The organism is Sinorhizobium sp. BG8 (assembly GCF_016864555.1).
GTDB lineage: Bacteria > Pseudomonadota > Alphaproteobacteria > Rhizobiales > Rhizobiaceae > BG8.
The window spans coordinates 2082782-2104664 of the sequence record NZ_CP044011.1; the positions used below are offsets into that span (position 1 = coordinate 2082782).

At 61.1% G+C, this 21883-nt stretch carries 20 protein-coding genes and 1 tRNA gene; 10 read left to right on the forward strand and 11 right to left on the reverse strand.

Going from position 1 to position 21883, the window contains the following annotated elements:
- Positions 1 to 32 precede the first annotated feature (32 nt).
- Both F3Y30_RS09750 and F3Y30_RS09755 read right to left on the reverse strand, forming a co-directional pair.
- A complete protein-coding gene (locus F3Y30_RS09750) occupies positions 33 to 353 on the reverse strand; it encodes a YnfA family protein (protein ID WP_203426236.1) in 321 nt (106 codons plus the stop codon).
- A gap of 164 nt (positions 354 to 517) precedes the next feature.
- Complete coding sequence (locus F3Y30_RS09755; protein ID WP_203426237.1) at positions 518 to 682, reverse strand: hypothetical protein; 165 nt, start codon at positions 680 to 682, stop codon at positions 518 to 520.
- 159 nt (positions 683 to 841) lie between these two features.
- On the opposite strand from F3Y30_RS09755, the gene F3Y30_RS09760 reads away from it, so the two are divergent.
- Together F3Y30_RS09760 and F3Y30_RS09765 are read left to right on the forward strand one after the other, a co-directional pair.
- Complete coding sequence (locus tag F3Y30_RS09760; RefSeq protein WP_203426238.1) at positions 842 to 1543, forward strand: glutathione S-transferase N-terminal domain-containing protein; 702 nt, start codon at positions 842 to 844, stop codon at positions 1541 to 1543.
- Between the two features lie 505 nt (positions 1544 to 2048).
- Positions 2049 to 2318, forward strand: coding sequence for a sel1 repeat family protein (locus F3Y30_RS09765; RefSeq protein ID WP_203426239.1), 270 nt, complete (start codon positions 2049 to 2051; stop codon positions 2316 to 2318).
- A 96-nt stretch (positions 2319 to 2414) separates the two neighbouring features.
- On the opposite strand, the gene F3Y30_RS09770 is transcribed toward F3Y30_RS09765, so the two are convergent.
- The 4 genes from F3Y30_RS09770 to F3Y30_RS09785 all read right to left on the reverse strand — a co-directional run bounded on the left by F3Y30_RS09770 (position 2415) and on the right by F3Y30_RS09785 (position 5938).
- Entirely contained in the window at positions 2415 to 3536 is a 1122-nt protein-coding gene (locus F3Y30_RS09770) for a pyridoxal phosphate-dependent aminotransferase (RefSeq protein ID WP_203426240.1), read from the reverse strand.
- 111 nt (positions 3537 to 3647) lie between these two features.
- Positions 3648 to 4076 (reverse strand): PilZ domain-containing protein, encoded by a 429-nt coding sequence (locus F3Y30_RS09775; RefSeq protein ID WP_203426241.1) that lies wholly within the window; start codon positions 4074 to 4076, stop codon positions 3648 to 3650.
- Between the two features lie 147 nt (positions 4077 to 4223).
- Positions 4224 to 4577 (reverse strand): hypothetical protein, encoded by a 354-nt coding sequence (locus F3Y30_RS09780; RefSeq protein WP_203426242.1) that lies wholly within the window; start codon positions 4575 to 4577, stop codon positions 4224 to 4226.
- Positions 4578 to 4714: 137 nt separating this feature from the next.
- The gene (locus tag F3Y30_RS09785; protein ID WP_246752926.1) at positions 4715 to 5938 is read right to left on the reverse strand and encodes an acyl-CoA dehydrogenase; all 1224 of its coding nucleotides are present in this window, start codon (positions 5936 to 5938) and stop codon (positions 4715 to 4717) included.
- A 241-nt stretch (positions 5939 to 6179) separates the two neighbouring features.
- Here F3Y30_RS09785 and F3Y30_RS09790 point away from each other — a divergent pair, with 241 nt between their 5' ends.
- Positions 6180 to 7235 (forward strand): PHB depolymerase family esterase, encoded by a 1056-nt coding sequence (locus F3Y30_RS09790; RefSeq protein WP_203426243.1) that lies wholly within the window; start codon positions 6180 to 6182, stop codon positions 7233 to 7235.
- 223 nt (positions 7236 to 7458) lie between these two features.
- Positions 7459 to 10806, forward strand: a complete 3348-nt coding sequence (locus F3Y30_RS09795) for a caspase family protein (RefSeq protein WP_203426244.1) — start codon at positions 7459 to 7461, stop codon at positions 10804 to 10806.
- Between the two features lie 195 nt (positions 10807 to 11001).
- On the opposite strand, the gene F3Y30_RS09800 is transcribed toward F3Y30_RS09795, so the two are convergent.
- On the reverse strand, positions 11002 to 12027 hold the full coding sequence (locus tag F3Y30_RS09800; protein WP_203426245.1) for a calcium-binding protein: 1026 nt from the start codon (positions 12025 to 12027) through the stop codon (positions 11002 to 11004).
- A gap of 205 nt (positions 12028 to 12232) precedes the next feature.
- Here F3Y30_RS09800 and F3Y30_RS09805 point away from each other — a divergent pair, with 205 nt between their 5' ends.
- The 3 genes from F3Y30_RS09805 to F3Y30_RS09815 all read left to right on the forward strand — a co-directional run bounded on the left by F3Y30_RS09805 (position 12233) and on the right by F3Y30_RS09815 (position 14291).
- A complete protein-coding gene (locus F3Y30_RS09805; protein ID WP_203426246.1) occupies positions 12233 to 12457 on the forward strand; it encodes a hypothetical protein in 225 nt (74 codons plus the stop codon).
- A tRNA-Ser gene (locus F3Y30_RS09810) sits at positions 12419 to 12508 on the forward strand. The genes F3Y30_RS09805 and F3Y30_RS09810 overlap by 39 nt, the downstream gene beginning before the upstream one ends.
- 673 nt (positions 12509 to 13181) lie before the next feature.
- Positions 13182 to 14291, forward strand: a complete 1110-nt coding sequence (locus F3Y30_RS09815) for a porin (protein WP_203426247.1) — start codon at positions 13182 to 13184, stop codon at positions 14289 to 14291.
- On the opposite strand, the gene F3Y30_RS09820 is transcribed toward F3Y30_RS09815, so the two are convergent.
- Together F3Y30_RS09820 and F3Y30_RS09825 are read right to left on the reverse strand one after the other, a co-directional pair.
- On the reverse strand, positions 14288 to 15310 hold the full coding sequence (locus F3Y30_RS09820; RefSeq protein ID WP_203426248.1) for an alpha/beta hydrolase: 1023 nt from the start codon (positions 15308 to 15310) through the stop codon (positions 14288 to 14290). The two genes, F3Y30_RS09815 and F3Y30_RS09820, sit on opposite strands and share 4 nt — an antisense overlap.
- Positions 15311 to 15436: 126 nt before the next feature.
- A complete protein-coding gene (locus F3Y30_RS09825) occupies positions 15437 to 17518 on the reverse strand; it encodes a lytic transglycosylase domain-containing protein (protein WP_203426249.1) in 2082 nt (693 codons plus the stop codon).
- A 344-nt stretch (positions 17519 to 17862) separates the two neighbouring features.
- Here F3Y30_RS09825 and dapA point away from each other — a divergent pair, with 344 nt between their 5' ends.
- On the forward strand, positions 17863 to 18747 hold the full coding sequence (dapA, locus tag F3Y30_RS09830) for a 4-hydroxy-tetrahydrodipicolinate synthase (RefSeq protein WP_203426250.1): 885 nt from the start codon (positions 17863 to 17865) through the stop codon (positions 18745 to 18747).
- Between the two features lies 1 nt (position 18748).
- Positions 18749 to 19228, forward strand: coding sequence for an SsrA-binding protein SmpB (gene smpB, locus F3Y30_RS09835; RefSeq protein ID WP_203426251.1), 480 nt, complete (start codon positions 18749 to 18751; stop codon positions 19226 to 19228).
- Between the two features lie 147 nt (positions 19229 to 19375).
- Here smpB and F3Y30_RS09840 read toward each other — a convergent pair whose 3' ends face one another.
- Together F3Y30_RS09840 and F3Y30_RS09845 are read right to left on the reverse strand one after the other, a co-directional pair.
- Positions 19376 to 19855: a hypothetical protein gene (locus tag F3Y30_RS09840; protein ID WP_203426252.1), complete on the reverse strand. Its 480-nt coding sequence runs from the start codon at positions 19853 to 19855 to the stop codon at positions 19376 to 19378.
- Between the two features lie 434 nt (positions 19856 to 20289).
- Positions 20290 to 20868 carry an NYN domain-containing protein gene (locus F3Y30_RS09845; protein WP_203426253.1) on the reverse strand — a complete coding sequence of 193 codons (579 nt, stop codon included), beginning with the start codon at positions 20866 to 20868 and terminating at the stop codon, positions 20290 to 20292.
- Between the two features lie 468 nt (positions 20869 to 21336).
- Here F3Y30_RS09845 and rpoZ point away from each other — a divergent pair, with 468 nt between their 5' ends.
- The gene (gene rpoZ / locus F3Y30_RS09850; protein ID WP_203426254.1) at positions 21337 to 21747 is read left to right on the forward strand and encodes a DNA-directed RNA polymerase subunit omega; all 411 of its coding nucleotides are present in this window, start codon (positions 21337 to 21339) and stop codon (positions 21745 to 21747) included.
- Positions 21748 to 21883: the final 136 nt, after the last annotated feature.

Below are 21883 nucleotides of genomic sequence, written 5' to 3' on the forward strand. Positions count from 1 at the left end.
GACCGGGCCTTTTGGTCAAACGGAGGCGAAAGTCAGCGGGGACTTGCAAGAATAACCGCAGCGCCCACCAGTGCGATGGCGGCACCCGAAAGATCGAACCGGTCCGGGCGGACGCCTTCAGCAAGCCAGAGCCACAGCAAGGAGGCCGCAATATAGACGCCGCCATAGGCTGCATAGGCGCGTCCGGCCGCATTGCTGTCGATCAGGGTGAGCAACCAGGCGAAGGCCACGAGCGACCCGACGCCGGGTATGAGCCACAGGCTCGATTTGTCGAGTTTCAGCCAAGCCCAGAATGCGAAGCAACCGGCGATCTCGGCAAGGGCTGCAAGGGAGTAGACGGTTACGGCCTTCACGATGCCTCCGGATGCTAAGAATGGGCAGCATCCACGGCTCTAGCATTCATGTTCGTGTCGTGCACGGCGAAATTGTGAGGCGGGAAAACGGAAGGCAGGGGCGGCAGAAGCGCCGCCGGGCATCGCCGGTCATCGAAACGTGCCGGCGCGTGCAAAAGCGCTGATCAGATGGCGCCGCGGCAGAAAGGCGTGCCGGCGCAGGCGGTGAAGACGCCAGGCTGTGCCTTCGCGTGGCGGCGGGCGTCGCTTTCGACGGCTGCGGCGAGCGAAATCGCGAAAACTGCCATAAGCAGGGTGATCATCGTCAGGCGGCGGCTTAGGACTTCCATGGATCGGCTCGAGACTGTTCAGTTGTTGTCGATGATGCGTTCTCGCATGTCGCGACTGAACGATGACTGAGAGGTCTGTTCATCTGGCGTTCATCTTTCTCGCCCGCGCTTGAAGCCGGGTCGAGCGGACTCTACCTTCTCCAATTGAAGGAGAACGTCATGACAAAACCGGTTGAACTCTATTTCTGGCCGACGCCGAACGGCTACAAGATCACCATCATGCTGGAGGAGCTAGGCGTCCCCTACGACGTGAAATACGTCAACATAGGCAGGGGCGAGCAGTTCGCTCCCGATTTCCTGAAGATAGCCCCCAACAACCGAATGCCCGCGATCATCGATCCCGATGGTCCGGGAGGAGAGCCGATCTCGGTCTTCGAGTCCGGTGCGATCCTGCAATATCTCGGACGCAAGCACGGCAAGTTCTATCCCACCGACGAGCGCAAGCGCGTTCAGGTGGAAGAATGGCTGTTCTGGCAGATGGGTGGTCTTGGCCCCATGGCTGGGCAGGCACACCATTTCCGTCAATATGCTCCGACCAAGGTCGAGTATGCCATCGATCGCTACACGAATGAGGTCAACCGCCTCTACGGCGTCATGAACAAGCGCCTCGCCGATCACGAGTTCCTTGCCGGCGAGTATTCGATCGCCGACATGGCTTCGATCGGGTGGACCCGGTCGTATGAGAACCAGGGGCAGGACCTTGCGGAGTTTCCCAACCTGAAGCGCTGGTTCGATGCGGTGCTGGCGCGACCCGCCGTGCAGAGGGGTATTGCGGTCGGCCAGGAAGAACGTGCCCGGCAGACAAGCCTTGCCGAGGACAAGGAGGCGCAGAAGATCCTCTTCGGGCAGCGGGCGCGCTGACCGGTTTTCCCTTTTTCCCCGCGGCCGGGTTTGCGGCCGCGGGGGCTCCACCCCGCGCCCGCGATAGTTGGCGGAGCAGCGATACGTGCGCGACCATGTGCTTTTCGATAGCGAATTGCCGCCATTTTCCGTCTCGCCGGCGCATTTTCGCGCGATCGTCAAAACAGCCGATGTTTCCCGTGGTTAGCAAAACGTTGAAATCGCCAGTTGAATATTTCGTAAATTTTTCTGCGAATGCCCGCGTTTCCAGCGGGTCCGATGTTTAACGAAAAGCCAAGTTTACCAACTGTTTGAACTTTGTTTGTCGCAAATTAATCATGCATTTTAAGCGCCCATTGAAAGCCCGCTGTCATAGTGAAGCCATAAGACGAGCACGGAACAAACCGGCCGAAAATCCAACGGGGTGACCTAAGCCGCAGAAGACGGCAGGCCCCCGCGGGACGCCCGAAAAGGGCAATAAAACAGGGCGTTACAAGCGGTACTCAAGTAGACAGGGACACAGAAGATGGCACGTTTTGAAATCCAGAATTCCGAGATGGCCGCCATGATGGGCGGTGAGACCCGCGCCGACACTTTCTGCGACATGGGTTTGATGTATGCGACGGGTCGCGGATGCGACGTCGACCTGGTCGCCGCACACAAATGGCTCAACATTGCTGCAATCAAGGGTTGTGATCGCGCTGCGGAACTCCGCGCCGACCTGGCGGCGACGATGAGCAAGACCGATCTGGCGCTGGCACTGCGTGCGGCGCGCGATTGGATGACCGTGCACTGAGGGGAGGAGGCGCGTAGCGAGATTGGATGGCCGAGGCGGAAAACAACAAGAAGAATACGTGCCGCCGCACACCGCCATCCCGGCTCTCGTCGTTCGCTACGCGCTTCTTTCGAGCTTCCTGAGCACCAGCGGCAGGGCTTCGGCGAAGCGCACCATGCTTTCCTCAGGTCCGGCGCTGACCCGTATGCAGCGGTTGAGTGGTGCTACGCCCGGCATTCGGATGAAGACGCCGTGCTCCATCAGGCCGTCGACGATGTTGCGGGCATAGTCGCCGTCGCGAAGGCAGTCGATGGCGATGAAATTGGTCGCCGAGGGCAGGGCCACAAGGTTGTTCTCCTCGGCAATGGCGGCAATCCGCGAGCGCGAGGTGGCAATTCGCCCGACGACTTCGGCCAGATAGTCCTGGTCCTCGAGCGCGGCAAGCGCGGCGATGACGGAGATCCGGGCCATCCCGAAATGGTTGCGAATCTTGTCGAATGCGGTCGCGTTGCCGAGCGTTCCGATCGCGTAGCCGATCCGCGCTCCCGCCAGTCCATAGGCCTTGGAGAATGTCCGCATCCTGAGAACGTTCGGCTGCCCGACAAGCGCATTGATTGCCGGTATCGCCTCGCCGGGCGCGGTCTCGCAATAGGCCTCGTCCAGTATCAGAAGCGTTCGCGGCGGAAGAGCCCGGGCAAATGCGACGATACTGCCCGCATCCCACCAGCTTCCCATCGGATTGTCGGGGTTCGCAAGGTAGACCAGCGGCGCGTCCGTACGCTTCACTGCGGCGAGAAGACCGTCCAGGTCTTCGCGATCGTTGACGTAGGGGACCGTTTCAAGGCGTCCGCCGAAGCCTTGGACGTGGTAGTTGAACGTCGGGTAGCCTCCGAACGAGGTGACGACGATCGTTCCCGGTTCCACCACCATGCGCACGATCTGCCCGAGAAGCTCGTCCACCCCGCCGCCGATCGCGATGTTGTCGCGCGATATGCCGTGATGGATCGCAAGTGCTTCCCGGAGCTCGAAATTTTCCGGGTCGCTGTACATCCAGGTTTCATGGACGTTGTTGCGTATCGCCTCCAGAACGGAGGGCGCAGGGCCGAAGCCGCTTTCATTGGCGCCGATTCTCGCCTGGATCTTCTGGCCGCGCTTGCGCTCGATCGCTTCGGGACCGATGAAAGGCACGGTCGAGGGCAGGCCGTTGGTGAGGGGCGTAAAGCGGCTGAAACTGGACATGGGCAAACCTGGATTGGAACATCGCGTTGCGGTCCCTCATGCACCGCAGCCATTCATTGGTTGCGGAATCGGGATCGCACGGCACCCTATCCAAAAAATGCGGCGTGTAAATCAGACGACGGCAGACCCGACCGAAGCCTTCTCGACGCCGACCATGTATGGGCGGGCGCCTTCCATCTTCTTGCCGGAGATGCCGCCGGTGAAATAGTCGCTTCGAACGATCGAATGGAGGAGATCGGCGTCGATCTCCTTGATGAACTGGACGTTGATGCGATGGCCGTTGCGGAACACTTCGGCGCATCCGATCTTCGCGGCGATGCCGACCACCGAAAGATAGTAGTGAGTGGAGAGCCCGATCGTCGTGCCGACCGAAAAGGTCGCGCTGCCGAGCGAAATGTCGATCAACTGACAGGACCGGATCTTGGGGAAGGCGAGGTCCAGCCCCACTGTCAACAGCACAGCTTGCCGATTGACCGCGAAGCGTTCCCACTTGCGCTCATAAAGTCCTGCCCCTGGCGAGTGTTTCACCAAATCCGACATCCGAAGCTCCTCGTTCAGGGACATCATGTCCAGGGTAACCGAGGCCGAGTGTCGCAGCCGTTTATTCCGAATTGTTAAATCAGATGACTAAAACTTTAACGGCCTCGATCATATCGCCGTATCGGCGGTGCAAGTGCCGGTTCCGGCTCACGCAAGCACGGTCTCGGCGCCCTGTGTGACGCGACGCAGGAACTCGGCATCGAGGAACATGTTGAAGCGGACCACCAGTTCCTCGCGGTCGCGACGGAACTCGGTGCAGCCGATTTCGTCCCGCACGCCGTGAATCTCCAGGTAGAAGTTTTCCGGCAGCTCGAGATTCCTGTTCACGTTCAGCACCGCTCCGGCGCAGGAAATGCTCATGATCAGGCAATTGTAGACCGTCGAGGAGCGGAGATGGTGGCCGATGGGAATGATGTGGCCGGGACGCTCGATCCTGTACTGGACGAAGCTCCGCTTGGGTTGCCGGAACTTCGCCTGCTCGTGGATGTGTTCCAGGGGCATGGGTTCCTCCCGCATGTGTTGCCCTGATGTTCGGTCTATGTTCAGCGTATCGGAATGGGATTTACAGAGAATGAAGAAAGCCGCCAGCAATTTAGCGAGCGGCTTGTAAATCCTTGTTTTTTCCGGAGGCGAAGCGGCTATTGGAAAGCCTGCAGTCCCGTCTGCGCACGACCGAGGATAAGCGCGTGAATGTCGTGCGTTCCCTCGTAGGTGTTGACCGCTTCCAGGTTCATCACATGGCGGATGACGCCGTACTCGTCCGACACGCCATTGCCGCCGTGCATGTCGCGCGACACGCGGGCGATGTCGAGCGCCTTGCCGCAGTTGTTGCGCTTCATGAGAGAGATCAGTTCGGCCGGCGCGCGGTGTTCGTCGAAGAGGCGACCGAGTCGCAGGGCACCCTGGAGGCCGAGTGAGATTTCGGTCTGCATGTCGGCGAGCTTCTTCTGGATGAGCTGATTGGCTGCCAGCGGCTTGCCGAACTGCTTGCGGTCCAGCGTGTACTGACGCGCCGCCATCCAGCAGAATTCGGCGGCACCCATCGCGCCCCAGGCGATCCCGTAGCGGGCGCGATTGAGGCACCCGAAGGGTCCGGCGAGACCTGAAACGTTCGGCAGGAGGTTCTCATCCGGGACGAACACGTCCTGCATCATGATCATGCCGGTGACGGAAGCGCGAAGCGAGAACTTGCCCTCGATCTTCGGCGTCTCGAAACCCTTCATGCCACGTTCCAGCACGAATCCCTTGATCTTGTCGTCATGCGCATCGGACTTCGCCCAGACGACCGCGACATCGGCGATCGGGGAGTTGGTGATCCAGTTCTTGGCGCCCGAGATCAGGTAGCCGCCGTCGACCTTCTTGGCGCGGGTGATCATCGAGGAGGGGTCGGAGCCATGATCGGGTTCCGTGAGGCCGAAGCAGCCGACCCACTCTCCCGAGGCGAGCTTCGGCAGGTACTTGGCGCGCTGCTCGTCCGTGCCGTAGGCGAAGATCGGGTGCATGACGAGGGAAGACTGCACCGACATCGCCGAGCGGTAGCCGGAATCGACGCGCTCGACCTCGCGAGCGACGAGGCCGTAGGAGACGTAGTTCGCGCCGACGCCGCCGAATTCTTCCGGGATGGTGGGACCGAGCAAGCCAAGCTCGCCCATCTCGTTCATGATCTCGCGATGAAAGATCTCGTGGCGGTTCGCCTCGAGCACGCGCGCGGCCAGCCTGTCCTGGCAATAGGCGCGCGCCGTGTCGCGGATCATCCGCTCTTCATCGGTCAACTGGTCCTCCAGCAGGAAGGGATCCTCCCAGTTGAAAGCCGCCATCTTCGCCCGTGCCTGTTCCGGGGTTGCCGCGTGGTGTTCGCTCATCATTCCCATCCTGTTGCGGTCATTTCGTTGCAAAATAGCTATATCAGGTCGTCAACAGCCGAAAGGGGTGGAACGAAATCGGGCCCTTCCGGCTTTCCGTATTTGCGAATGCCATCATGCATTTGAAGAATGAGCCCTGTCTCAGAATTGCGAAACCTTCCGGCAAATTCATCGCCGCGGCCTTGATTATGCCCTTTGTGGGTGCCCACGTCTTGTTGACGAATGACAAGGAGTCGAAGCGATGCGAGACCGTTTTCTGAGGTCGATGGAACGAATTGTAGCGAACCAGGAGCGCCTGGGCGAGCTATTCTGGCCCTTCGACCGAACGCTCGATCGCAAGGCTCCGAGGGTGCGAAAGCCCGGGGCGGACGCCCCCGTCCTGACCGAGATCACCGATTTCGGCTCGAATCCCGGCGCCTTGACCATGTTCGCGCACGTGCCGGCAAACCTTAAGCCCGATGCGCCTCTTGTGGTCGTTCTGCATGGATGCCGGCAGACGGCGGCAAGCTATGATCGCGCGAGCGGGTGGGCTGCGCTTGCCGAGGAGGAGGGGTTCGCCGTGCTCTACCCCGAACAGAGGCTGGCCAACAATCAGGGTCTCTGTTTCAACTGGTTTCGCCCAAGCGAGGTCACTCGCGATCGTGGGGAACTGATGTCGATCCGCCAGATGATCGAAAGCCTGGCCGAACATGCGAAGTCGGACCGCCGCCGCATTTTCATTACCGGGCTCTCCGCCGGCGGCGCGATGACGGCGGCCATGCTTGCCAACTATCCGGAGCTATTTGCCGGGGGAACGATCATTGCCGGTCTGCCCTTCGGTGCGGCCCGTGACGCAACCCGGGCGCTCCAGGCGATGGAGGAGGCACCGGAGCGCAGCGCACGCGAATGGGGCGACCTCGTCCGAAAGGTATCGCCGCAGATAGTCTCGAAGCCGGTCATTTCCGTCTGGCACGGCACTGCGGACGAGACCGTCTCCGCGAGCAACGCGGACGCGATTCTGGCGCAATGGCTGGACGTCTATGGGCTCGACATATCGCAGTTCACCGAGACGGCGTCCAGGGCGCGCAGGGTCCGTCGCTGGCGGGATGCCGAGGCGCGGTCTCTGGTCGAGTTCCACGAGGTCGCGGGGCTCGGGCACGGAACCCCCGTGGCGCGCGGTTTCGGCGGCGGATATGCGACGTGCGGCGAGCCGTTCATGCTGGATGTCGGATTTTCATCCACACTCGAAATTGCAAGGGACTGGGGACTGCTGCCCCTTCGCCGACGGCTGGCCAGGACAGCTGCGCACCGCGGCTAGAAGGCAAGTCTGCATCGCCTTCCATCCGTCCTCGCGGGCGCGGGGATCCTGGACCTATCCTCCTGATCCCCCGTAACCTTTCGTCTTCGGAAAGGCCGAGGGAACGACGGCTGGCGCCTTCTCGCCCGGTGACCACATCGGCGGAAGAAAACCGGGTCACCCCTCATTGAATCAGCCCCGCCCGAACGTAATACTCATGGCGCTTATGCCGGAGGGGAAGGGCATGTTCGAGCGAGTAGTAAGCCGCATTGCACCGATTGTTTTTCTATCGGTCGCGGTTTTCGTGTGTGAGGCCGGTGCCGCTGAGGCCAAGCGTGTCGCCTTGTTGATTGCCAATCAGAAATACGAGGCGACCGCACAGCTGAACAATCCGGCAAATGACGTCGAACTCATGCGCCAGTCGTTCGAGAGTGCGGGTTTCGATTCGGTCAATACAGTACACGACCTGGACCGAGCCGCCATGGTCAAGGCGCTTCGCGATTTCGAGGACCAGGCGATCGATGCAGAAGTCGCCGTGGTCTACTATTCCGGCCATGCGATGGAAATGAACGGCGTCAATTATCTGCTGCCCGTGGACGCCATGCTAAAGAGCGATCGGGACGTAGAGGACGAAAGCGTGGCGATCGACCGCGTCCAGCGGGCCCTCAACGGCGCGACCCGCCTGAAGCTCTTCATTCTCGACGCCTGCCGCAACAATCCGTTCGCCCAGAGCATGACACGATCGATCGGAACGCGCGCCGTGACCCGCGGCCTCGCTCGCGTGGAGCCCGAATCGGCGGACACCCTCATCGCCTTTGCGTCGAAGGCCGGTACGGTTGCGCTCGACGGAGAAGGCAGCAACAGCCCGTTTGCGACCGCGCTTGCCAAGTACCTCGTCGAACCGGGGGTGGATGTGCGCATTGCCCTCGGCAAGGTCCGGGACGAGGTGGTGCAGGTGACCAATCGCGAACAGGAGCCATTCGTCTACGGTTCGCTCGGCGGCGCCCAGATCTTCCTCAATATCAAGCAGGTGACCATCAACGTCACCAACAGCGGCAATACGCAGGAAGTCTCTCCCAACGGCCAGTCCGAGGCGGCTGCCGATTGGCAGAACATCCGCGATCTCGCCGACAAGGACCTCCTCCAGGCTTTCATCGCCAAGCATGGCAAGGACCCGGTCTACAAGATGCTGGCGGAAAAGAAGCTGGCATCGCTTGCCGAGGCCGAGCAGACCAAGGGCCAGGCGGCCGACGATATCGCCTGGGAAGCCCTGAGCGGCTCCACCGACGCCGCCGCGCTGACGCGTTTCATCGAGCGTTATCCCTCGAGCGGTCACAAGGCGGAAGCCGAGCGGCTGATTGCCGCGCTGGAGCCTGAGAAGGGCCTCGGCGTCAGCCAGGGCGCCAAGGAGACCCCCGCGTCGCGCGACTGTTATCTGCTCGCGGGAGAGCCGCAGTCCCTGCCGAATTTTCTCGGTGTGAGCTTCCTCAAGATCGATGCCAAGCGGGCGTTGACGGCGTGCGCCCAGGCCGTCAACGAGAATCCCGCAGACGGGATGCTCGTCGACCTGCTCGGCCGCGCCCATGACGCCGACCGGAACTATGTGGAGGCCCGCCGGAACTACGAGAAGGCCGTCGAACTTGGCAACATGTACGCGCTCACGAACCTCGCCTGGTTTTCCGTCTACGGAACCGATGGCCCGATCGATGTGGCCAAGGGCCTGAGCATGTTCGAAAAGGCGGCAACTGCCGGCAATGCCTATGCCCAGGCGTCGCTCGGATGGCTTTACCGCGAAGGCTATGGCGGAACGAGGCAGGATCTGGCCGAGGCGGCGAGGTGGTATCAGCAATCCGCCAACCAGGGCTATGCGAATGCCATGGCGACGATGGGCTGGTTCTACCGGGAGGGCAAAGGCGTAGCGCAAGACTACGTGCAGTCACTGAACTGGTACCGCAAGGCCGCAGATGCCGGCGATGCCAACGCCATGTCCTCGCTCGGCTGGGCGCACCAGAATGGTCTCGGTACGCCGCAGAACTACGCCGAAGCCAAGGTCTGGTACGAAAAGGCGGCCAACAATGGCGACGCCTATTCCATGGCGTCGCTCGGCTGGTTCTATGACGTCGGCAACGGCGTGAAGCAGGACTATGTCGAGGCCCGATACTGGTACGAGAAGGCGGCCAACAACGGCAGCGCCTATGCGATGGGCAATCTTTCCCGCCTCTATGACCAGGGATTCGGAACGCCGAAGGACGCCAAGGAGGCCGTGCGCTGGGCTGCCGCCGCCGTGGAGAGCGGTGACGCCAACAAGCTCGCGGAACTGAAGTCCAGTCCCGGCAATTTCACTCCTGCCTTCCGCAAGGAGATGCAGAACCTCCTGCGGGAACGTGGTCTCTATAGCGGAGCGACGGACGGAGAATTCGGTGTCGCCACGATCGCGGCAATCGAACGGCTCGCCTCATCCAGGGAAAATGCAGCGGCAGCGACCTCCGGTGGGGACGGCGGGAACAGCACCATCCAGCCGTTTGTAAGTGCGACCGGTTCTGACGCGGACCAGTGCTATGCGCTTGCGGGCGAGCCGAACGTGAAGCCCGGATTCAACGGTACTCTCTTCGCCCAGATCGACTACGGGCGGGCAATCCCCGCCTGCGAGGCTGCGCTGGCGGCAAATCCCGGCGACAACATGATCCGCAACATGCTCGGCCGCGCCAACGACGCCGCACGCAACTACGCCAAGGCGCGGGAGAACTATCAGAAGGCCGCGGACGAGGGCAATTACTATGCCCTCACCAACCTTGCCTGGTTCTCGATCTACGGCACCGACGGGCCAGTGGACATGCAGAAGGGCATCCGCATGTTCGAGCAGGCCGCGAACGCCGGAAATCCCTACGCGCAGGCATCGCTCGGCTGGCTCTATCGCGAGGGCTACAACGGCACGCCCAAGGACTACGACCGGGCGGCTGACTGGTACCGGAAGGCCGCGGACCAGGGCTATGCGAACGCGCAGGCCACCATGGGCTGGTTCTATCGCGAAGGGCTGGGCGTCGAACGCGACTACAATGCCTCGATCGACTGGTACAAGAAGGGTGCCGCCGGCGGCGATATCAATGCCATGTCGTCTCTCGGCTATGCCTACCAGATCGGCCTCGGTGTCGCCGTCGACTTCGTCGAGGCGCGCAAATGGTACGAACAGGCGGCCGCGTTCAACGACTATTACTCCATGGCCTCGATCGGCTGGCTGTATGACGTCGGTAACGGCGTGAAACAGGACTATGTGGAGGCAAAGGCCTGGTACGAGAAGGCGGCCAAGGGCGGCAACACCTATGCCATGGGCAACCTCTCCCGGCTCTACGACCAGGGCCTGGGCGTACCCACGGATCCGCAGCAGGCGGCTCGCTGGGCCGTCGCCAGCATCGAGGGTGGCGACCAGGCCAAGCTGCAGGAACTGAAGACCTCTCCAGGGAACTTCTCTCCGCAGTTCCGCAAGGAGCTCCAGACAATTCTCAAGCAGCGTGGTTTCTATTCCGGCCCGATCGACGGTGACTTCGGCATCGCGACCCAGAATGCGATCGACCGGTTGGCGAGCCGAACCTGAAACCGCGGCCGGACGGCCGGTGCGGCAGGTCCGGCAAAAGTCTTTGGCCGTCTCGCGCCGGAATCGCGTGGATACGGGAGGCCGCGGCCTCCGCGCGATCATGAACGGACCAAAGAGTATCGACTCCGTCCTGAGGCAAAAAACAGAAACGCCGGGGAAGGTCCCCGGCGTTTGTCATTCGAGTATCCGCGAGCCTCAGAGAAGGAAGTCGCTCGTGTAGAGTTTCGTGGCGTTGACCTCGACCTGGAAGTCCGAACGGCCGTCGCCGTCAACGTCGGCCGAAAGTATGTAGCTCTTGTAGCGCAGTTCGCCTGCTGTGCCCGAGAAGTTGCTGCTGCCGATGTAGTCGAACGCCTGGTTGCCGCGATAGGTCGTGTCGGCATCGATCCCGCGAAGGTCGATGTAATCGCCTTGCGAGCGGCTGAAGTCCTCGATCACGTCGCGGCGCGATCCGACGACCGAATCTGCGATGGAGTTAAAGTCGAAATAGTCGGCGCCGCTGTTTCCCTGGAGGATGTCGTTGCCACGGTCTCCCCTCAGGATGTCGTTGCCGCTTCCGCCGAAAAGGTCATCGTCGCCATTTCCGCCGATGAGCAGGTCATTCCCGCCCAGGCCGTCGAGTTCGTCATGGCCCGATCCACCGTTCAGCGTGTTGCGGCCGAAGGTCCCGATCAGGGTATCGTTGTAGCTCGTGCCAATGGCATTCTCGATGCTGATCAGATCTTCCATGTCCGATCCAACCTTTGCGTATTGCTCATCGAGGTCCACATAGACCCCCGAACCGCGTAGATCGCTCGAATCCTGGAGCTGGTAGGAGATGGTGTCGGTACCGGTTCCGCCGTGGAAGGTGTTCTCGTAGCCGACCGACTGAAACGTGTCGTTGCCCGAATCGCCGTTGTAGACGCTCTCGAGCGTCTTTACCCGGAACAGGTCGTTGCCGGCGCCGCCGAAGACGTTGTCGCGCTCGGTCGAGTCGATTGCGTATCCGTCGTGGGTGTAGATGTCGTTGCCGTTGCCGAGGTAGATGTCGTTGCCGCCCTCGTAGCTGTTGCGAACGATGTCGTCGCCGTCACCTGCGGACACCCAGTTGAACCCGCCGAGGCTGTCGACCCGGTTCAGGATGATCTCGTCGTCTCCCGCATAGGCATAGACGCGCAGGTCCACGGCCGAATTCTGCTGGATGAAATCGTCGTCGTCCGTACCGTATATATAAGTCGTCATGGCTTGTTCCTCTGTCAGTGTCGCCGCATTCGATGCAGGGAAGCTAATCCCGCCAGGCTGAACCCACGTTGAACGGAGGCGATCGACCGGGGCGGCTCCCTGCGGGGCGTAGAAGTGCCCGAGCCTCGTGGCCGAAAGCCGGAACAAAGATGATCGTTTGGTGACGATAGTTCGGCCCAGACCTGCCCCGGCGCCTCACAGGTTAATGACCGAACGTGCGAAGCGGTTCGCCATCGATCCGCCCGCCATCTCCATCCGCTTCGATGGTGGCGTTGCGTGCGATGTCGGGGTGCCCGGAGGGAAGCCTCTGGAAAACTTCCGCGAAAATGAACAATTCGTCGGAAAGGAGTTGATTAGGGCGCCTGTTTTCTTTATCAGCCCGTTCGTGAGCGGAGAGGTGGCCGAGTGGTCGAAGGCGCTCCCCTGCTAAGGGAGTATACCGGGAACGGTATCGAGGGTTCGAATCCCTTCTTCTCCGCCATTTTTTCAAGACCCAAGTCGTATGCGTGATTTGCGGCCCGTCCCCGGATCAGGGTGACGGCGTCAAGCATGGTACCCTGCGCTTCTATCTCCACCTCGCTTCCGTTCATGCGCGCCACCGTCACGATATGTGCTCCGGCAATCGTCAACGTATGTCCGGAGGCTGCCCTGGAAAGAATCGCGCCGCATCCTTCAGCCACTCACGCTTCTGATTCTGCGAATCTCCACCCGCGTGGAATCACAAACGTCACGATTCGCGGTCTGCGCGCATTGCCGGGAGCGGGTTGCGACGATGGCAGTCTACACGATAAGCGTTCAATCGCGGCGCCACCCGCCCGCTGCAGGCTGTGCCAAACCGGCGTAAAGCCGGCGCCGAGGCATGCTGCTGAAGTGCTAAGTGTCGAAATCCTATGCGATTTTGTTAACGCTTCGTAAACTTCTCCGGACCGGTGCCCCGATTTTGTGTCCTTTGCGCAACAGGGCATGGGGAAGGGTGCACCAAATCACTTCACCCGTCAGTTTGGAGATTGCACACCGTCCTGCGTCTTGTATTTTCAACTCCGGAAGCAGGGGCGGTTGATCGTCCGCTTCCTGAACTTGGGGATGGGGCAGGGAACGCTGTCCTTCAGCAAAAAACCCAGACCCGTTTGAAACTTTTTGACTGGAGGTCAGAAATGAACATCAAGAGCCTTCTTCTCGGCTCCGCTGCTGCTCTCGCAGCAGTCTCCGGCGCACAGGCCGCTGACGCTATCGTAGCTGCAGAGCCCGAGCCGATGGAATACGTTCGCGTTTGCGACGCATTCGGCGCTGGCTACTTCTACATTCCGGGCACCGAAACCTGCCTCAAGGTCGGCGGTTACCTCCGTGTTCAGTTGGACATCAGCGATGACGTTGTAACCAACGACGAAGACGAAGCTGGCTACAAGACCAACGCTCGTGGCTACCTCATCGTCAACGCTAAGAGCGACACCGAATACGGCGTCCTCAACAGCGAAATCGACATGCAGATGGACTCCCAGGGCGGCTTCTTCCTGGACGGCGCGTTCATCCAGCTCGGTGGCCTGACCATCGGTCGCTTCTACAACTACTGGGACGCCGGCCTCTCGGGTGAAACCGACATCAACGACTCCGGCGCAAGCTGGGCTCCGGGTGCATTCACCCTCAACGACGCGATCATGTACACCTACGACGGTGGCACGTTCAACGTTTCGGGTACGGTTGAAAACTTCGAGCCGCAGGGTGCTACCTACGTTGGTACGAACCCGATCCACGCTCCGTGGAAGAACTTCGGTGACGTCGGTCTGTCGGCTAAGGTTGGCTTCACCTTCGGTGGCATCAGCGCAAACCTCATCGGCTCCTACGACACGTGGGTTGAAGAAGGCGCAATCCGCGCTCTCGCAACCGCTGACATCGGCCCGGGCACCTTCGGCATCTTCGGCGTATGGTCGAGCGATCCGAGCCGCTACTGGAACGCTTCCGAATGGTCGGTTGCTGCCGAGTACAAGGCTAAGATCAACGACAAGTTCTCGATCACCCCTGGCGTTCAGTGGTTCGACAAGATCGACATCGACTACACCAACGGCAGCTTCCAGAACGGTGGCCACTACGCTGGCGACGGCGATGCATGGCGCGCTGGTGTAACGGTCGACTACGCGATCACCGCTGGCCTGACCTCGAAGCTCAGCGTTCAGTACCAGGACGAAGACCACGACGAAGACGTCGTTGGTGGCGGCCTGGACGACAAGACCTGGAGCGGTTTCCTCCGTCTGCAGCGCGACTTCTAATCTGGTCTGACTTCGGTCAGTCTGGGAAGCCCGGCTTTCGAGCCGGGCTTTTTCTTTTTGTCCAGAGACAGGCGCGGAAGGCACAGACCCTTCGCGACCGTCCAGATCCGACCGTTCCTTGCGGCGAGCTCAGGTTTTCTGAAGGAAGGCGGATACCGAGGGGTAGACGTCGGGATGGTGGAGGAGGGGGCATGCCCCTGACCGGCGGCGGTCAGCCTCACGAGACCACGGTGGCGCTGCGCCATGTCGGCGAAGGTTGCTTCGGACAAAAGCTCTGAGTGCTCGCCCCGAATCGCCAGAACTGGGAGATTGGATAACCCCTCGAACTGTGGCCAGAGCGTGGGCAGAGGTTGGCTGAGGTCGAGCGTCAGCAGTTGTGCTGCAATTGCGGGATCGTAGTCGGCGGCAACAGCACCGTCTTTCTCGGCGTAGATCGCCTGCGCCATGTCGAGCCAGTCCCTGTCCGAGAGGGCAGGAAAATTCCGCTCGTGAATGCGCCTCAACGCAGCAACTGCCCCGTCCCAATCGTCGATCGGTTGGCTCGCATTGAGATAGTCGCGGATCTTCGCCATTCCCTCGTTTTCAATCACGGGCCCGATGTCGTTGAGCACGAGGCCTGAGATCAAGCCGGGACGGGCAGCGGCCAGAAGATGTAGAAGCAGACCGCCGCGGGATGTTCCGATGAAAGCCGCACGCTCGATGCCGAGCGAGTCACAGATAGCGATCACGTCGCCGCATTCGACCGCGATGTTGTAATTGCTTTTGTTTTCGTCCCACGCCGAGTTTCCGCGCCCCCGGGAGTCGATGGTGATGACGCGCCGGGGAGCTGATTCGTCACGCGAGAGCATCAGTGCAAACTGTTGAAAATCGCGCGAATTGCGCGTCAGTCCCGCGAGGCAGATTACGGGTACGCCCTGAGCGGCGCGGCCATTCGCCTGATAGTCACGCGTATAGAGCCGGAGCCCGTCCTGGGTTACGAAATGGCCTGGCACATATGCGTCAGCGTCGTCGAAGCTCATTGCGGAACCCTGCGATTGCGTCGTTCCGCTTCATCATGCCTGTTTTGATCCGGTCGTCATCCGAAAACACGTGCAATGGCGGCCAGAATCCGCCAATCGCGCGTTTCTTTCGCGTGAGGCCGCCGGTCAGCGGCCCATCCTGAGATCGTGGACGATATCCGCTTCCTGGCCGAGCCGGGTCTTGTAGACCTGATAGTTCTCCATCACCCGCTGCACGTAGCTGCGTGTCTCCGTGAACGGAATCCGTTCGATCCAGTCCACGACCTCGTCGATCGGCTTTCCGCGCGGGTCGCCATATCGCTCGATCCACTGCGGTACGCGTTTCGGCCCCGCATTGTAGGCGATGAAGGTGAGAATGTAGGAACCGCCGAAGTCGTTGATCTGCTCGCCGAGATAGTGCGCACCCAGCGTGGCGTTGTAGCCCGCGTCGGAGGTCAGCTTTTCCTTGGAGTAGGCAATGCCATAGCGCTTGGCGACGCCCTGCGCCGTGCCGGGAAGCAGTTGCAGCAGGCCGCGCGCGTTCGCCGGCGAGACTGCTGCGGGATTGAAGGCGCTCTCCTGGCGCGCGATCGCATAGGCGAGCGCCTTGCCGGAGCCGGATATGTTTGCGCCCGCTGGGATCACGCCGACGGGAAAGGCGAGGGCGGCTACGTCCATGCCGCGCCCGAAAGCGATCTTGCCGACCTGAAGCGACAGCTGGTGATCACCCTGACGCTCGGCCTTGGCCGCAAGAATTGCCATTTCGCCGGGGCTCTGGAGTTCGTCGGCGAGAGCCCGGTAGAGTGCCGCCGCGCGCCAGCCGTGCCCGGCCGCATCGAGGCGGGCGATTGCCTTGACCGCCTCGCGTGATTCGAAGCGGTTGCGCTCATCGGGTGAGGGGCTGGGATAGGTGACGTTCAGCGTCTTGCGGCCGATGCGCGCCGCCGCCAGCTGACCATAAAACGTCCCGGGGAAATTCGCGGCCTTGGTATAGTACTCGCTGGAACTGCCGGGCCCGCCTGCTTCCGCTGCCCTGCCCATCCAGTACCAGGCGCGCGAGACGGAAAGCGGGCGGTTCGAGGATTGCAGGATGTTGCGGAAATGCTTGGCCGCGGTCGATGGGTCGTTCAGACCTCGCAGCGCATACCAGCCGGCATGGAACTCCGCATCGACCACGTCAGCCTGTTCGCGCGCTGCGTGACTTGCGACGACCGTGTAGGCGGATTTGTATTTGCCGAGATCGGCGAGCCCGCGGCTGGTTATCCGGCGCTGCGTCCACCATTCCCCGGGATTGACGAGTGCCTTCGCGTCGTCCGGAGCGTGGACCAGAAGGTCGGCGGCTTCGACGTATCTGTCGGCACGGTTCGCAAGCAGAATCCGCACGAAGGTATAACCGGGGTCCTTGTGCCATTTGGGGTCGACCGCCTTGACGAGCTGGCCGGCATTGGGTGCCTTACGGATCGCGGCGGCCCAGGCGCGGTAGAGTGACTGTGCCTGGCCGAGATCGCCGAAGCGCGCCGCCTGGTCGGCCCTTCCCCTGTAAAGCAGCATTTCCATGCGTGCCTTGTGGTCGGCAACGGTGAGAACTCCGGAGAAATCCTCGAGGATCGTTGTCTCCATATCCTTGGTGAGCGGCTCGCGCAGCCAGAACGGCCGAAGCACCACTGCTGCGGCCGCCGTTCCGCCGGAGGCCATCTTGGCGCGCGCAAGAGCGATCGCGCCGTCGGCGGTTTCCGGCTGGGTCGTGCCAAAGGCTGCAATCACGTCAGCTGGCGGAGCGTTCTCCCGCGCGAGCGCACGTTCCGAATTGGCGCGCAGCGACGCGAGGCCCGGCCATCCTCTCAGTTCCCGTTGCGCATTGGCGATCTCGTAGGAAGGAACTCCCTTCTGGCCGGAGGTCACGATTGCCCAGGTCAGGATATGCCTGTCGAGCCCGTCCTGCTGGAGGGCGTTGCGAATGCGCAGTGCCTTCACCGGATCACGGTCGGAGAGCGCGTCCAGGCCATCCTTGAGTTGACCGCTGATGGGGGCGACGTTCTCCGCGCGAACAATCGCGCCGGTGATGTCCTGCGAAGGTGTACTGGCTGCAAAGCCCAGCGGCTTCACGCGGGGAAGGGGAATCTCCTGCGCGCGGACGGGCAGGACAAGAGGGGGCAGGGCAAGAGCGGCGATGGCAAGGGTGCCGGCGGCAAGCACGGCGGTCAACGAGGCGGGCTTTCCTGGGATCATGTCACGTTCCGGGCGTGTTGCGGGCTTCCTCGCCGGATCCGGCGCGCCCCTCTGATCTACTGCCTTCATTAGCGCTTCAATGCCTTAACGAAAAATTACCGACTTCATTCAAATGCCCGTGATCCCGGTCTTCGCGCACAGATGCCTTTCCCGGGAACGTGCGCTCGTTGCCCAGTGCCAGCCAGTTGCCGGAAGCATCGTCCCTATGGTCGGGATGGCCAAAATCGATCCCCACGGCGCTTGCCGCCTGCCCCTCACATGATTATGGTGCGGCAGTTTTTAACGATCGAATACGGCCAAAGCATGGGTGCCCGCCAGGGTGGTTTTGGCCTCAGGAGCTCTCGATGTTCAAGGGATCTATTCCCGCTCTCGTCACGCCTTTCACCGAATCCGGCGCGGTCGACGAAACCGCCTTCGCCGCCCACGTCGAGTGGCAGATCACCGAAGGAAGCCACGGCGTCGTGCCGGTCGGCACCACGGGTGAATCGCCGACGCTGTCGCATGCCGAGCACAAACGGGTGGTCGAGCTGTGCATCGAGGTTGCTGCCCGGCGCGTGCCGGTGATCGCGGGCGCGGGCTCGAACAACACCAAGGAAGCGATAGAGCTCGCGCAGCACGCCGAGAAGGCTGGTGCAGAGGCGATCCTCGTCGTCACGCCCTATTACAACAAGCCGACGCAGAAGGGCCTCTTCGCCCATTTCTCGGCGATCGCCGAAAGCGTGAAGCTGCCGATCGTGATCTACAATATTCCGGGCCGGTCGGTCATCGACATGACGCCCGAGACGATGGGTGCCCTCAGCAAGGCGCACTCGAACATCATGGGCGTCAAGGATGCGACCGGCAAGATCGAGCGTGTCTCCGAACAGCGGATCGCCTGTGGCAAGGACTTCGTTCAGTTGTCTGGCGAGGATGCGTCCGCGCTCGGTTTCAACGCCCATGGCGGTGTCGGCTGTATTTCGGTTACGGCAAACGTCGCGCCGCGACTCTGTGCCGAGTTCCAGAATGCGACGCTCGCCGGTGACTACTCCGCAGCGCTCGAGTATCAGGACAAGCTGATGCCCCTGCACAAGGCGATCTTCATCGAGCCGGGTGTCTGTGGTGCCAAGTATGCGCTGAACAGGCTGCGTGGCGTGAGCCGCGCCGTCCGGTCGCCTCTGCTTCCCACGCTTGAACCGGGCACTGAAGCGGCAATCGACGCGGCGCTGCGCCACGCGGGACTGTTGAACTGACATGGCAGTGAAGGCCAAGCCAACGACGGTCAAGAAGATTGTGGCGGAGAACCGCAAGGCCCGCTTCAACTATGAGATCGTGGATACCTACGAGGCCGGTCTGGTCCTGACCGGCACGGAGGTTAAATCCCTGCGCGAGGGCAAGGCCAATATCGCCGAATCCTATGCCTCCGACGAGGGCGGCGAGATCTGGCTGATCAACTCCTATCTGCCCGAGTATCTGCAGGCGAACCGTTTCAACCACGAGACGCGCCGCCGGCGGAAATTGCTGCTGTCCAAGCGCGAGATGCACAAGCTTCAGACCGCGGTGAACCGCGAGGGCATGACGCTGGTGCCGCTGAAGATCTATTTCAATGATCGTGGCCGGGCGAAGCTGGAGCTGGCGCTTGCCAAGGGCAAGAAGCTGCATGACAAGCGCGAGACCGAGAAGACGCGCGACTGGAATCGCCAGAAAAGCAGACTGCTGAGAGACAGAGGCTAGACCTCCGCTCTTCCCACATTCCATCTCGCAATGCGCAGAAGATTGCCGGTCGCGCCGGATCGGGCCTCAATGCCCGATCAGCGGCGTACAATTCGTAGGCCTGAATCTCCGCAGCTGCCGTCACAGGACGACGGGCGCAGGGAGGCGTCAGAACTGGCGATAGAGTTGTGCGACCACGGATTCGCGGGCAATGCGCGAAAGCTGGTAGACGTCGGTCTCAGGCAGACGGTCCGGGCTTGCGGGTGTTGCCGAGGTGGATGTCTCGGTCGGCAACATCAGTGACGACAACAGGGCGGTCAACTGGGTGCTTTCCATGGCAAGACGAGCGGAAGGGTCGCGGCTGTTGGCCACTGTCGTCTCGACACTGCGCTCCGACGACGGCACGGCATAGGCGGGAACCTGGGCGCCTTCCGGCAGTCCATTCGGCCCGTAGATTGCGGCAGCGGAAGTGTCGGCCTCGATTTCAGCATCGAATTGTGCATCCAGGGCCTGCAACTGCTGCGAAGCCGTCAGCGCGGCCATGGCCTCGGCAGCCGAAGTCGCGTCCACCTGCGGCGCACTCTGGCGCGGGACGACGACCGCATTGCTCTGCGGGCTGCTGCCGGAAATCGATACTGCACTCAACATTGGCTATTTAAAACTCCTGTCCGAACTCTCTCGTAACAGAAGCCTGTTGAAGAATGCTGAGTGTTGCCGGCTGCATTTTAGTCGAATTCTATCGAACTGCGCCCCGACCGGGAGACGGATGTAACAAGGTAAACATTTGGTGATTGAAACCTGCCGTCTGCTCAGCGAGGCGGCTGGTCCGGCACGCGACCGCTTGGTCTCGGATAGCGGGACCTATCAAGGGAAGGGGAGATGCGTGCAAACAATGTCGATAGCGCTGGGGATCGACCTCTGGCACCACGAAACGCTTCAGGAAGCGCTTTTTAGCGACCCTGGAATAAAACGAGTCGTTGCAAACGGCCGCAACGCCTCGTTCAGGCATGGTCGCTCTGACGATCCCGGGCGGCAAGCAGCTGTATCCCGGAAGGGAACAAGCGGCGGGGCCAGCTAATCTGTCAGGCGTCCTGATCGTCGCTGGCGGGTTCGACGACACGGCTCGGACGTTCGGACGGATCCCTGCCGATCTCCGCTTTGAGGGAGACCAGATCGATGAAATAGTCAGCCTGGCGGCGCAGGTCGTCGGCGATCATCGGGGGCTGGGTGGCCATCGTGGAAACCACGGACACCTTTCGGCCCTTGCGTTGCAGTGCTTCCACGAGCGTCGTGAAATCCCCGTCGCCCGAGAAGATCACGAGGTGGTCGACGCATTCGGACTGCTCCATGGCATCGATCGCAAGCTCGATATCCATGTTTCCCTTGATCTTGCGGCGTCCGAGTGAATCCGTGAATTCCTTCGCGGGCTTGGTCACGACCTTGTAGCCGTTGTAGTCGAGCCAGTCGATCAGCGGGCGGATGGAGGAGTACTCCTGATCCTCGATCAGTGCGGTGTAGTAGTATGCCCTGAGCAGGTAGCCGCGCTTTTGAAACGCTTTGAGGAGCTTGCGGTAATCGATGTCGAAGCCGAGCGTTCGCGACGCGGCATAGAGATTTGCACCGTCAATGAACAGGGCAATCTTCTCGCGTGAGTCAAACATATGAGTTTATCCTTCGGCAATAACGGCTTCTAAAAACGTGACCGTAACAACGGTCGACTCACAATGACGATTTGGTTTTCGATACATTATGCATCGTTCATATAACCAAGATGTAGGGCACTTGCCGCAACAATCCAACCAAACCTGAGTTGAAAACGGTGCTAACGCTCGGTTTCAGCAAAACTCGTTCACAAATGTGGGAAATAACAATGACGTCAGGCTCTCTTAACCGTATTGTCACATTTTTTTGGAGATCGCCTCTCGTTGCGTGAGGTTTCAACCAAAGGTTGATAAAGGTCGAGCCGGTTGTTCGCCCACCTGAATCGAATCAAATTTCGCGGCATGGATCGCCCCGTTGCCGTGCGAAGGGCTCCCTTGGGCCGCGGGGAAGGAAAAACTTGAATTTGCCGTCCATTGATTGTATCGGGCATGCTAATTCCAGAAATTCTCGACCGCAAAGGACAGGCAATGGCCCGTGTCACCGTTGAAGACTGCATTGACAAGGTAGATAACCGTTTCGAACTGGTGCTTCTCGCTAGCCACCGCGCGCGCCTTATCTCGCAGGGCGCTGCCATCACGGTCGACCGCGACAATGACAAGAACCCCGTCGTGGCGCTTCGCGAGATCGCTGACGAGACGCTTTCTCCTGACGACCTGAAGGAAGACCTCATCCACTCGCTTCAGAAGCATGTGGAAGTGGACGAGCCTGAGCCCGATCCGGCAAGCCTGATCGTGGCCGAAACCGAAGCAGGCTTTGTCTCCGCCGAGAGCGAAGACGAAGACCAGCCCGAGGCCGTCACCTTCGACCGCATGTCCGAGGAAGAGCTGCTGGCCGGTATCGAAGGTCTCGTTCCGCCTGAAAAGAGCGACGACTATTGATCGCTTCGTCCAGCTGTGGGCGTTGATACACATCATGCCAGTGCGCCCTCCGCCGGACGGGCGCACTTTTTTTGTGCCTGAGGGTCGCGAACCGGACGAAACGTATCGATTCTTTAGATTGTGTTAACGATCTGTT